Below are 12,031 nucleotides of genomic sequence, written 5' to 3'. Positions count from 1 at the left end.
GCGATGTCGATCTCGTTGTCAAAGTGGCCGATGTTTCCAACAATCGCCTTGTTCTTCATGCCCAGCATGTGCTCGGCCATGATGACGTCCTTGTTGCCCGTGGTGGTGATGAAGATGTCGCCCTGTGCAAGCACAGTCTCCAACTTGGCCACCTGGTAGCCGTCCATGGCCGCTTGGAGGGCGCAAATGGGATCAATCTCGGTGACGATGACCCGGGAGCCTTGTCCACGCAGGGCCTCTGCAGCGCCCTTGCCGACGTCGCCGTAACCGCAGACGACGGCTACCTTGCCACCCATGAGGACGTCGGTGGCCCGGTTGATGCCGTCAGGGAGCGAGTGGCGGATGCCGTACTTGTTGTCGAACTTGCTCTTGGTGACGGAGTCGTTGACGTTGATGGCCGGGAACAGCAGTTTGCCCTGCTCGGCAAGCTGGTACAGACGGTGGACGCCGGTGGTGGTTTCTTCCGTGACACCCTCGATCCGGGCGGCCAGGCGTGTCCACTTCTGCGGATCAGCTGCCAGGGTCCTGCGGAGGAGGTCCAGAATGAGGACGTATTCTTCCGGGTCCTCTTCCGTTGCCGACGGCACGGCACCGGCGGCTTCGAATTCCACGCCCTTGTGGAGCAACAGCGTTGCGTCGCCGCCGTCGTCGAGAATCATGTTCGGACCCAACTCCGGGTTGGTGTCCGCGCCGGGCCAGGTGAGGATCTGCTCGGCAGTCCACCAGTATTCTTCCAGCGTTTCGCCCTTCCAGGCGAAGACGGGCACGCCCTGGGGGTCCTCAGGCGTTCCCTGACCAACGACGACGGCGGCAGCGGCTTCGTCCTGGGTGGAGAAGATGTTGCAGGAAGCCCAACGAACTTCAGCGCCCAGCGCGGTAAGGGTCTCGATGAGGACGGCCGTCTGGACGGTCATGTGCAGGGAACCGGCAATCCGTGCGCCCTTGAGGGGCTGCGAAGCGCCAAATTCGGCGCGGAGGGACATGAGTCCCGGCATCTCGTGCTCGGCGAGGCGGATCTGATGGCGGCCGGCTTCGGCAAGGGAGATGTCAGCCACTTTGAAGTCAAAAGTCATGAAAGTCCTTAGGGGTACCGTGCGGATTGAGTGAAGAAGTGTGGGCTAGGCCTTGGAATCGTGCTGGCCGGAAGTGGCTGCATTGGCCGCGGCGAGGAGCTCCGGCGGCAGGAGCAGGGGGATGCCGTCCTCGATCGCATAGCGGAGTTTTGCCCCGTTGGAGTCTTCAGCGGTGGAGACCAGCTCCTCGCCCTCCTGGACCAGCGGTGAACCCGTCACGGGGCAGCGCAGGATGGACAACAGTTCAGGACTGACCTTTGGCATGAATGATGCTCCCTGGGTGGCGCCGGCGTGGCGCAGCTGGCGGATGTTATCTGCAGATTCCAGACTACCGCGCAGGATCAGGCTGTTTGGAGCGGGGCGACGAATTGCGTCCCAAGCTGAAAATCGAAGCCGAAAAGCTGATGGGGTCAGGATGGTTCGCGGAGGATGCGAAGGTGGCCGCGCCTGGTTCCCTCCACTGACGCAGGCGGTTCCAGGTGCGCGTGGCTCTGACGGGCAGGATTCTCGGGGGCTGCGGAGGCAGCCTCACGAACGGCGTTTGCGAGAGCCAAGAGGTCGTCGGGACCAGGTTCGGGCGGCGAGGAAGGCATGGCCAGGCGGAGCACCTCCCAGCCCCGCGGAACCGTGAGGCTCTCCGCGTGCTGCGAGCAAAGATCATACGCGTGCGGCTCGGCGTAGGTGGCCAATGGGCCAAGGACGGCGGTCGATTCGGCGTACACGTACGTCAAAGTAGCCACCGCTGACTGGCGGCAGGCTGACCTTGAACATTGACGAATAGCACCCACAACATCCCAGATTAGCGCCAATTGGCCCCGGATTCGCGCATTGGGTGCCCGTGGCCCCTGAAGCCCGCGACTCCGCTGCAAGTCCGGCGCGGTGCGGGCGATGATGTCGCGCTGGCGGTTCCACGGTACTAAAGTCGATATATGCAGTCACAGCCACATGTTCCCGGATTCAGCATCCGGTGGACTGACGCCGATGGCGATCAGGCAGAGCAACACGCCGGTTCGGGCGCGCGCGGTTTCCGGCGGCGCCGACGTAACCGCCACGGACGGGGACTGCGCGGAGAGCTGATGCTCCCCAGCCTTCCCGGCTTCCGTACCCGGGCAGAGCGCTTCGATGACATGGTGCTGGACTCTGCCGAACGGCTCCAGGACATGTGGGGAAAGCAGCTGGACGGCGTGCTGTTTGCCGTCGACGAGATCCCGCCCAATCTGGAACAACTTGTTGCCCAGGGAGGCCCGGCACCCTTGGGCGCCTATACGCCCGGCGGCCGGGGCGAGGCACCCATGATCACGGTGTATCGCAGGGTGGTGGAGCAAGGCTCCAACACCCGGGAGGAACTGCAGGACCTGGTGCATGACGTCGTGGTGGAGTACACCGCTGAGATGCTGGGCGTGCCCCCGGAGACACTGGATCCCGTGTACCGCCGCCGGTACCAGTAGCGCCCGCTAGTAGCCCACCGAAACCGGGACCTTCTCAAGTCCGGCGGCTGCGTCCTGGATGGCCACTACCGAGATGTCCGGGCGGCCTTGGGTGCCGAGCACCAGTGCGCCATAGATCGGGTCACCGGAGGCTGAGACCACATACCCGGCTACCACCGAGTCCCCGGACTTGGCAGGGAGTTCGATCAACGAGGTTGTGCCACCGGACATGTCCACGTCAACGGACTTGCCTACTGCACCGTCAGCGGTGACGGGCGCGTAACTCACCGTGCCCCGCCCCTCCGGGACGCCGAAACTCAAGTACCGCTGCCCGCTGCGCGGAACGGCCACCAGGTGCTGGCTGCCCAGGCGGGCAGAGGAGGGAGACCACGCGAAATCGATGGCTTCCTCTGCCTTGGCTCCCCGCGTCACGCGGGCTGAGGCCACAAAGGCGACGTCGGAGCTTGCCCTGACGGTATAAGTACCGGCCGGTATGCCCTCAAGGTTGACGGTGGCTACTGATCCGCCCTTGACGGTGACCACTCCCCCGCTGGGAATCTTGCGTTCGCCGTTGGCCCCATAGAGACTGACCTGCACTACGGCATCGGTGGAACCGGGGACGGCGATCTGCAGGGCCGGCGCAGCGTCAGCGAAACCGGATTTTGCAGCCAGTGCCTTCGTCGCTGCAGGATCCTGGATATCCACACCGGACATGACCTGCAGGCTCGAGGCCCCGGAGCCCGGCGAAAGGTATTCGACGCCGCCGGGAGCAAGACCACGCAATACACTCTGCTGAATGGTCGCAGCCACCGGGCCACCGGTGCTGCGCACATGGACAGCGAGTTGCGATTCGCTGGGAGCCAGGCCTGCAAGGTTCACTGAGCGGGTAGTTCCGGGAGCAACCAGGAGGCCACGTGCCCCTGGCGCCTGAATTTGGCCTTGCTCCCCAAAGAGGTCAAGGTTCACCGTGGCGGGAGTCTCCGAGGCGTTGCTCAGGTTCAGGACTGCCGTACGGCCTACTGCTGTGTTGGCTCCCAAGAGCCAGGCGTCGTTTCCCGGCGCTTGGCACTGGGCCGAAGCCAGCCCACGGAGATCTCCATCGGTGGCGGCGTAGCTGAGATTGGCGGCAAGGGAGGCTTGCTCATTTCCCAGAGGGTCCGCTCCCACGACAGCCGGAGCCGTCACCGGTGAAATCGAGGCAATACCGGCAGACAACACCGGAGGTCCGGCGGTTGGGGAGGGAGTACTGGCCGGCGCCTTGGCGATCTCGGCGACGGCTTCGCCTTCCAGCGACGTCACTTTGCTCCCGGGAACCGTTCCTGCGGGGTTGCTCAACACCACTGCGTTCAGGGCGCTGACGGCGGTAGTGGAGACGGGGCTGAAGTCTGCGTCCGTTCCTACCACCGTTCCATTGACCAGGCGGGCAGGTTCCGGGCAAACACCCAGGGCGCGGCCCGCCGGAACGTCGGCCTGCCGGATATCCATGGTGGTCCCGCCGGATGGCTGGGGCAGCATCGCGGCCGCAGCAACAGCACCTCCACCGGCGGCCAGGATGACGACTGCGGAGAGGGCACCTGTGACAACACCCCGGTTGGAGCTCCGCGAGCCTTTACCGGCACTGCGCGAGGTCTTTTGCTCGACGGGCTCCTTCTGGTCCTCAGACACTGCTGTACTCCTTACGGAGGGAGACTTCATCCCTCGACATACCGGTTCGGGTGCGGCGCGCAGGCATCGGGATGGCCAACAGGACCGTCAGCCCTATCACCACGGCCTGCATCATGCCGAGCCACAAAGCCCAGGGGTTGGTGTAACGGATTTCCAGCTCGCCACCGTTGGCTGGAAGTTCAAAGGCCTGCGACCATCCGGAGGTGGCCGGCGTGAGCTGTTTGCCATCCAGCCAGGCTGTCCAGCCGGGATCGGCGCGTTCAGCCAGGACGAGCTTGCGGCCCTCTCCGCCTGCAGGGACGGAAGCGTCCACAGACACTTCATCTGCCGGCACTCCTGCCACGGTGGTGCCCTCGGAATCGATGATCCGGACGCGGTGCGCGGTTTCGGCAGCTGTTGCGGCAGGCTGGTTCCGGGGCGTGACACGCCACAGCCATCCGGCGTCGGTCTGTCCAACGGCAACCAGGCCCGGAACTGCGTCAATCCTGCTCGCCGTCAGCTGGGCGGCGTTGTCCGCGGCCTTGAGGACCACGAATCCGGCTCCCAGCTGTTCAAGATCGGCGCGCGGGTCCACTCCGCTGCTGGCAACAATGGTGGCTACCGCCCGTCGAAGCGAGGCTGTGGCGGCGTCGTCATCCACAATTTCCTCGCGACCCGGTGCGCCGATGATCGTCCGGGCGGACGCGATGGTGGACAAGCTGTCCAAAGTGGTGCCGGCTCCCCGCATCAAGGAGGACGTGAATGCACCCTCTTCGCCGCTGGTAATGACCAGTGTGCGGGTTCGTTCAGGTCCCTGGCCACGGTCCACGGCGGTGGCAGGCAGCGTGCCGGACTCAACCGGCCATACTTGGCGTTCAGCTCCCAAGGACGATCCCGGCTCGGCCGAAGTGGCTGATGCGGACACCCCTGGCGCGGGCGAAGGTTGAAGAACATTACGGGCTGCCCAGGCACCCATGCCTGCAAGTGGCCCAGCCACAAGGAGCATCAGGACCAGCCCGGAAGCCACACGGCTCAGGGGCAGCTTCGAACCACTGGAATCGGTCATCCGACGAGGCGCCGGGAAGATTTTGTCCGCACCAATGACCGCAGCACCCAGCAGTAGCATGCCGGCCGCTGAGACCGCGGGGCCGGTGAAGGGTCCAACGATGACGTTGTTGTTGACTCCGGTGGCGACGTGCCCCACCAACCAGCCGCTGGCCAGGGTGGCCAGGGCCGCCAACCAGAATACGCGTGCCACGGCCGTCCGCTTGCCGGGCAGGAACAGTGCCGTCACTGCCAGGATCAGGACCGGCGCGCTGACCAACAGCGCCAGCAGCAAAGCCCACGGCAGTGGCCCTGGACCAAAGAAAGGCAAACCGGTCAGACCGCCGTCGATCTCGAATGCCAACGGTTGTCCGAGCAACTGCTGCCAGAGCGGCGCAGCCTCGAACGTCACAGGCAGTCCGGGATCAGCCAGCAGGGCACGGGGTCTGTCCACCACGGAAATTCCGTAGGGCACGAACAAGGCGACGGTGGGCAGGAGCGACCACCACAGGGTCTTGCCACGCTGGCCCAGGATGACGGCCGCCAGTATCACGGCAACAACTATCGGTCCCAAAAGGGACGGCGCCGAGGCGGTGACAATGGCCATGGCGAGCCCTCCGGCCGCGGCTGCGGTCCACGAGGGTGTTCCGTTGATTCCGGGCTTACCGGGAACGGGAGCAGGACGCCTGCTCAGTGATGGGGCGGCGTGCGATCGCGTTTGGCCAATAGCAGAACCTGATGCACGCAAGAGGGCCAGCAGCAACAGCGGCATCATCACATGGGCAATCAGGGCACCGGCGCGGCCCTCGTTGATGGCGATCAGCAGTGCAGGAGCGGCGGACCACGCCAAAGCCGCAACAGTGCGGAAACGGCGTTTGGTGGTCAAAGCACCGGCAGCGAACCATGCGCCAACGGCAGAGAGCGGCATGGCAAGGATCAAAAGCCAAGCCATGGCAGAGTTGCCGTCTCCCCCGCCAAAGAGGGACAGCAGCCACAGTACGTAACCAAAGGGATCCCCGTGACCCGGCAATCCTGCACCGAGGGAAATCCACCATGAAGAGGCGTTGGCCCAGATGTCTCCCGGCGTTGAAGAGAGTGGAATGAGGCCGCCACCGGCCACGACGCCGGAGCGGAGCAGCCCCAGCAGGCCGATAAATGCTGCCACAAGGGCCACCAAGGCTGCTGCGACTGCGCCTGTTCCCACCCAACCGCGTTCGTTGGTTGCCAGTGCCGCGAAATCGTCCGCGGCATCGCCACTGGGTTCCGGTGCCAGGAGGTCGGAGACTGCCGACGGTTCTTCACTGGGCCGGATTGCCTCCAGCAAGGAGCGCCTGTTGGCCCGGACTTCACGCGTTGATGTTTGCAAGCCGCGGATCACGGAGCGGTGGACCCGGCGCGTCCTTGCCGCAACGCGGCGGCCCCGCGCAATGGCCAGCGGCCGGATGAGGGCGGCAATGGTTGCAGTGAACTGGGAGAAGCCGTATCCGGGCTCCTTGACCAGAATGCTCAGCACGAGCCGAACGACTGCTCCGAACAGTGCTCCTACCGCCTGGAAAGGAACCTTCCACCAGGCAGTGTGCTTGAGCCGTAGATGGATCTGGGCTTTCCGCGCGGCCGAGGACGTGCCCAACCCATGGGGCCGGTGCTCAACGTGGAACATCCTGGCGCTGGGAACCACCACCACACGATTTCCTGCCAGCCAGTTGCGCCAGCAGAAGTCCACGTCATCGCCGCTGCCGGGCAGTGCAGGATCGAAGCCCTGCATCAACTCCCAGACATCGCGCCGGATCAACATACCGGCCGAATTCACGGCAAAAGTGTCAGTGCGGGCGTCGTATTGCCCTTGGTCCACTTCGTCGGCATCGATGAGGGTAAGACGTTCCGCCCAGCGGCTCGTGGAAAGCCCCACGTCCACCAGGTGCCGCTCATTGTCCCAACCCAGCTGCTTGCAACCGGCCACCGTGACTGAGGGGGCCCGTTCAACGGCATGCAGAAGTTCAGCCAGGGCGTCGGCTGCCGGGGCTGCGTCGTCATGAAGGAGCCAGATCCAGTCAACCGGGCCGGTGCGGCTTCCAGCGTCACCTTCTGCTGCGGCTTTGGGCGGATCCAGCTCCTGGAGGCCTGCCTGAACTGCTGCGCCAAAGCCGGATTTCGGCTGCTGGAAGGTGGTGACGTTGCCTTGGCCGAAAGCTTCGCGGAGCATATCCAGCGAACCGTCCGTGGAACCTGTATCAACGCCAATGGCGGCATCTGCCGGACGTGTTTGATCCGACAGTGCCGCCAGTGTCCTGGGGAGATAGTTGCCGCCGTTGTGGGAGACCACAACGGCGGTAACGTGAACTTCCTTGAGAATTAGACCGCTCGCTTCCTTAGCCGACGACGTTCCCGCTCAGAGAGTCCGCCCCAAATTCCGAACCGCTCATCATTGGCGAGGGCATATTCCAAGCACTGCGAACGGACGTTGCACGCACCGCAGACTTTTTTGGCATCCCTGGTGGAACCGCCCTTTTCCGGGAAGAAAGCTTCCGGATCCGTTTGTGCACAGAGGGCATCAGTCTGCCAACCAAGTTCACCTTCGTCATCGAAGTCGCCTTGGCCCGGAAGCCCGATCCATACAGGTTGTCCCGGTGTTTCCAGTGGACGGCGCACCTCCATGGGAGGGTCGTCCAGGTCTTCGTCCGGAGCTGCAGGCAGATCGCCGATCAGAGCCTCATGTGCGGCAAGGAGGGCAGTCGCCTGATCCTCCAAGGAGTCCTGCACATTCTGGTTGTAGCGGTCTGCCGCTTCCGGATCCGCTGGGTCGACGTACCAATCCCCCGGTACTTCCCGCGAACGGTATTTCACCGACGCATGTTCTGCGACGACTGCATCTTCCTGGATACGCAACGCTTGCCCCATGGCGTCCCTCCTGATTTTGCAGCTGCTGCGTGGATGTGTTTCCGATTCCCGGCGACGTTCCGGTCATCTGTGCAGCGGCGTTTGATTACTAATTACACGCGTGTAACTACCCGTCAGTCAAGCTGCGCCGGGATAATAATCAAGAATCCGTGGAAACGTGGGATGCGCCACGCCCAACATTTTGCCCGTGCCGCTACGTGTCTCCCGGGGAAACGGGAGGCCCGGATCAATTTACGTGAAGTTTCATTGAATTTCCGGGGAAAATTAAGCCTCGGGACGCGGGAGCCCACCGACTGGAGAAACCGGGATGTGTCGCAATTCACAATCCCCGCAATATTCCCAAGGACGGCGGGGGGCCACGTGGCAAGATTGACGCATGAGCATCCCGGCAGAGAACCTGATGACCGCCCTGCGATCCGGCCATTCAACCTCACCACGGCTGACGTGGTACGGGCCTGATTCGGAGCGGGTGGAACTTTCCGGCCGCGTTCTGGATAACTGGGTGGCCAAAACCAGCAATCTCCTCCAGGACGAACTGGATGCCGAACCAGGCATGGCCATCCGGCTTGACCTCCCAGCGCACTGGAAGTCGTTTGTCTGGGCCCTTGCCGGGTGGCAACTGGGCATGGAGGTGGTCTTTGACGGGACGTCGGCAAATCTCCTGGTCACCGACACGCCCGACGACGGCGCCGGGGCCGGCTTCGACGCCGTGGTCGCAGTGCCACTCGCGGCACTTGCCATGCGCTGGCCCGGCGAGCTGCCATCCGGCGTCGTTGATTATGCCGCGGAAGTCCGCTCCCACGGCGACGTCTTCATGGCGCACAACGAAGCCGCGCCGGACCTCCCCGCAGTGCGGGGTACCTCGGAGCTCACGCACCAGGCCCTCATTGAGGAGTTCGCCACCAGCCAGGAACCCGGCGTCCGACTCCTGGTACGCGCAACCGAAGGCTTGGAAGCCTGCCTGGCAGCTTCACTGGGCGCATGGCATGGCGATGGCTCAGTGGTACTGGTGCATCCGGACCTCGACGTGACCGAGCACCTGCTGGAGAACGAGCGGGTCAGCCGTTCTTAGCCGAAGGCAACTCGCCGGTGCCGGGATTGGCGGCTCCGGCGTCGCTCTTGGCCTTGTGGTGGACCTCGATGATCTCGTGGTCATGCGAGAACTCGGGCTCGGCATCCAGCTCTTCGTTGAACACCCAGAAGCGGTAGGCGAAGAAACGGAAGATGGTACCCAGGACGAGGCCAACAACGCTGCCGGCGATGAACAGCGACGGCTTGTCGTTAAGGTCCAGGATGTACTTGGCGAACCACACACAACCGGACGCAATCAGCAGCCCCACCAGGTTCATGATGGCGAACAGCACCGCCTCACGGACCACATTGGCCTGTTTACGGTGGCGGAAGGTCCAGAAACGGTTGGCGACCCACGAGAAAATACTCGCAACGATCGTCGCAATCGCCTTGGCCCACACCTCGCTGCCATGCATCGGTCCGGAGAAAAGCCAGATGAAAACGGCCGAGTCAATGACAAAAGCAACACCGCCGACAGCGCCGAACTTTGCCACTTCACGCCAAAAAAGCGAGGCAAGTCCGCGGATGCGATCTGCAAGTGTGGTGATCATGACCCTCCATGGCCGTTGAAAAGGTGGGCCAATGGGCCAAGCCCATTTTAGCGCCGTTTTCCCTGCGCTGCCTTTGCGGCGACTGTGAGAACGCCGATACCGGCCCCCTCACAGGGGCGGAAGCTGTGGAAAACCAGCAGCACGGGTGCCGGAAACAGTGATCCTGCCGCCGGTTCGGTAGGCTGAACCTTGTGACTTTTCCAGTAATTGGCGTTGTTGGCGGCGGCCAGCTCGCACGAATGATGGCCCCGCCCGCTACCGCTTTGGGCTTCGAACTGCGTGTTTTGGCTGAAGGTGAGGACGTTTCGGCTGTAGCCGCCGTGGCCACGGCCCCGATCGGCGACTACAAGGACCTGGGAGCTCTCCTGGAGTTTTCCAAGGGCTTGGACGTACTGACTTTCGACCATGAGCATGTCCCCACGGAACACCTGCAAGCCCTGCTGGATGCCGGCGTCAATGTCCAGCCGGGCCCCGACGCACTGGTCAATGCCCAGGACAAGCTGGTCATGCGGGCTGCGATTGACCGCCTCGGACTTCCCAATCCTGAATGGTCCGCAGTCCACAGCGTTGATGAGCTGGTGGCTTTTGGTGATCGCATCGGCTGGCCCGTGGTCCTGAAGACACCGCGCGGCGGCTACGACGGCAAGGGTGTCAGGATCGTCGACTCAGCAGAGGACGCCGTGAACACAGCCGAGTGGTTCCAGGCAATGAGCCCCTTGCTGGCAGAGGCCAAGGTGGACTTCAGCCGCGAACTGTCCGCTCTGGTTGCCCGCACGCCTGGAGGCGAATCCCGGGCCTGGCCCGTGGTCCACACCATTCAGGTGGACGGTGTCTGCGACGAAGTTATTGCACCGGCCCAGAACATTCCCGTTGAGGTAGCCGCGGCCGCCGAGGAAGCCGCTTTGCGCATCGCCAACGAGCTCGGTGTCACCGGGGTCATGGCGGCAGAGCTGTTTGAGACACCGGGCGTGGGAGCGGGCTTCCTCATCAACGAACTCGCCATGCGCCCGCACAACACCGGCCACTGGACGCAGGACGGATCCATTACCAGCCAATTCGAACAGCATCTTCGGGCAGTGCTGGACCTCCCACTGGGGGCAACGGACGCCTTGGCACCGGTAGTGGTCATGAAGAACTTCCTCGGCGGCGAGAACCAGGACCTGTACAAGGCCTTCCCCATGGCTTTGGCCTATGAGCCCGCAGCCAAGGTCCACTCTTACGGCAAATCAGTGCGCCCCGGGCGCAAGATCGGCCACGTCAACCTCGTAGGCACGTCGGTCTCCGACGTCGACTCTGTCCGCCAGCGCGCCACGATCGTGGCCAACATCATCCGCGACGGCCGCCAGCCCGAGCAGACCACCCTTGAGGAGACCTCATGACGTCAGAATCAACAGCCCCGCTGGTAGGGCTCGTGATGGGCTCGGATTCAGACTGGCCCGTCATGGAAGCCGCAGCGGACGCCTTGGCCGAATTCGGTATCCCCTTTGAAGCGGATGTCGTTTCTGCACACCGCATGCCCACCGAGATGATCCGGTACGGCCAGACCGCGCACCAGCGTGGGCTGCGGGTCATCATCGCCGGTGCCGGCGGCGCCGCCCATCTCCCCGGCATGCTGGCCTCGGTGACACCGCTCCCTGTCATCGGCGTCCCTGTTCCCCTCAAGACATTGGATGGCATGGATTCCCTGCTGTCCATCGTCCAAATGCCCGCCGGTGTTCCCGTGGCCACGGTCTCCATTGCCGGTGCCCGCAACGCCGGACTCCTTGCCGTCCGGATGCTGGCCTCCGGAACGGACGAACTCGCCGCCAAGCTCCGCGCAGACCTGCTCGACTTCGCCCAGGAGCTCAATGACGTTGCCACCAAAAAGGGCGAAAACCTGCGCCGCAAAGTAGAGGAAGTCTTCTCCCCGGCCAACGCTTCAGCCCGGAGCCCCCGCTAGGAAGGCACCGGTTGACTACCATGCACAAGACTACGAATCAGCCCGGTTCCGCCCTGACTGATCCCGTCCGATATCCGTCCGGGGCCAGCGCCCCGGTACGGACCAAACGCGCCTTCGTGCTGGTCCTGCTCACCCTCTTTATCCCCGGCAGCGCCCAGATTGTTGCCGGGGACCGGAAACTTGGCCGGGTAGCGCTGCGTGTCACGCTCACCGTGTGGGCCCTGGCACTGGTCACTCTTTTCATCGCCATGGTGAACCGCACCTTGTTGCTCAGTATCTTTACCCATCCGGTTGGCTCACTGTTCATCATCGTGGTGCTCGTGGCCCTGGCACTGGGCTGGGCCTACCTTTTCCTCAACACCTTGCGGATCATCAGGCCGGCCC

At 63.7% G+C, this 12,031-nt stretch carries 11 protein-coding genes and 1 pseudogene; 5 read left to right on the top strand and 7 right to left on the bottom strand.

Going from position 1 to position 12,031, the window contains the following annotated elements; genetic code table 11:
• The 3 genes from HP499_RS13875 to HP499_RS13865 all read right to left on the bottom strand — a co-directional run.
• Nucleotides 1-1,073: adenosylhomocysteinase (locus HP499_RS13875; RefSeq protein WP_172324618.1), on the bottom strand; the 1,073-nt coding region annotated here is incomplete at its 3' end.
• A gap of 45 nt (nucleotides 1,074-1,118) precedes the next feature.
• Nucleotides 1,119-1,337 carry a Trm112 family protein gene (locus tag HP499_RS13870; protein ID WP_172324617.1) on the bottom strand — a complete coding sequence of 73 codons (219 nt, stop codon included), beginning with the start codon at nucleotides 1,335-1,337 and terminating at the stop codon, nucleotides 1,119-1,121.
• Nucleotides 1,338-1,483: 146 nt separating this feature from the next.
• The gene (locus tag HP499_RS13865) at nucleotides 1,484-1,861 is read right to left on the bottom strand and encodes a DUF3499 domain-containing protein (protein WP_172324616.1); all 378 of its coding nucleotides are present in this window, start codon (nucleotides 1,859-1,861) and stop codon (nucleotides 1,484-1,486) included.
• A gap of 141 nt (nucleotides 1,862-2,002) precedes the next feature.
• On the opposite strand from HP499_RS13865, the gene HP499_RS13860 reads away from it, so the two are divergent.
• On the top strand, nucleotides 2,003-2,521 hold the full coding sequence (locus HP499_RS13860; RefSeq protein ID WP_172324615.1) for a metallopeptidase family protein: 519 nt from the start codon (nucleotides 2,003-2,005) through the stop codon (nucleotides 2,519-2,521).
• 6 nt (nucleotides 2,522-2,527) lie between these two features.
• Here HP499_RS13860 and HP499_RS13855 read toward each other — a convergent pair whose 3' ends face one another.
• From HP499_RS13855 to HP499_RS13845, 3 genes are read right to left on the bottom strand one after another with little or no spacing between them, the layout of a single operon-like run.
• Nucleotides 2,528-4,165, bottom strand: coding sequence for a DUF5719 family protein (locus HP499_RS13855; protein WP_172324614.1), 1,638 nt, complete (start codon nucleotides 4,163-4,165; stop codon nucleotides 2,528-2,530).
• Nucleotides 4,158-7,511: a glycosyltransferase gene (locus tag HP499_RS13850; protein ID WP_172324613.1), complete on the bottom strand. Its 3,354-nt coding sequence runs from the start codon at nucleotides 7,509-7,511 to the stop codon at nucleotides 4,158-4,160. Before HP499_RS13850 ends, HP499_RS13855 begins: the two co-directional genes overlap by 8 nt.
• 29 nt (nucleotides 7,512-7,540) lie before the next feature.
• Nucleotides 7,541-8,086, bottom strand: a complete 546-nt coding sequence (locus tag HP499_RS13845) for a WhiB family transcriptional regulator (protein WP_172324612.1) — start codon at nucleotides 8,084-8,086, stop codon at nucleotides 7,541-7,543.
• A 376-nt stretch (nucleotides 8,087-8,462) separates the two neighbouring features.
• Between HP499_RS13845 and HP499_RS13840 the strand changes: the two genes are divergently transcribed.
• Nucleotides 8,463-9,158 (top strand): TIGR03089 family protein, encoded by a 696-nt coding sequence (locus HP499_RS13840; protein WP_172324611.1) that lies wholly within the window; start codon nucleotides 8,463-8,465, stop codon nucleotides 9,156-9,158.
• Here HP499_RS13840 and HP499_RS13835 read toward each other — a convergent pair.
• Nucleotides 9,145-9,708: a GtrA family protein gene (locus HP499_RS13835; RefSeq protein ID WP_172324610.1), complete on the bottom strand. Its 564-nt coding sequence runs from the start codon at nucleotides 9,706-9,708 to the stop codon at nucleotides 9,145-9,147. The two genes, HP499_RS13840 and HP499_RS13835, sit on opposite strands and share 14 nt — an antisense overlap.
• Nucleotides 9,709-9,899: 191 nt before the next feature.
• Between HP499_RS13835 and HP499_RS13830 the strand changes: the two genes are divergently transcribed.
• The 3 genes and pseudogenes from HP499_RS13830 to HP499_RS13820 form a co-directional block, all read left to right on the top strand.
• Entirely contained in the window at nucleotides 9,900-11,087 is a 1,188-nt protein-coding gene (locus HP499_RS13830) for a 5-(carboxyamino)imidazole ribonucleotide synthase (protein WP_172324609.1), read from the top strand.
• Entirely contained in the window at nucleotides 11,084-11,647 is a 564-nt protein-coding gene (gene purE, locus HP499_RS13825) for a 5-(carboxyamino)imidazole ribonucleotide mutase (protein WP_172324608.1), read from the top strand. Before HP499_RS13830 ends, purE begins: the two co-directional genes overlap by 4 nt.
• A gap of 20 nt (nucleotides 11,648-11,667) precedes the next feature.
• Nucleotides 11,668-12,031, top strand: a pseudogene (locus HP499_RS13820) (LytR family transcriptional regulator); the annotation flags it as partial.

It is taken from the genome of Paenarthrobacter sp. CM16 (assembly GCF_013179505.1).
GTDB lineage: Bacteria > Actinomycetota > Actinomycetes > Actinomycetales > Micrococcaceae > Arthrobacter.
The sequence above is the reverse complement of the archived record's forward strand: the minus strand, read 5'-3'. Positions and strand labels throughout refer to the sequence as shown.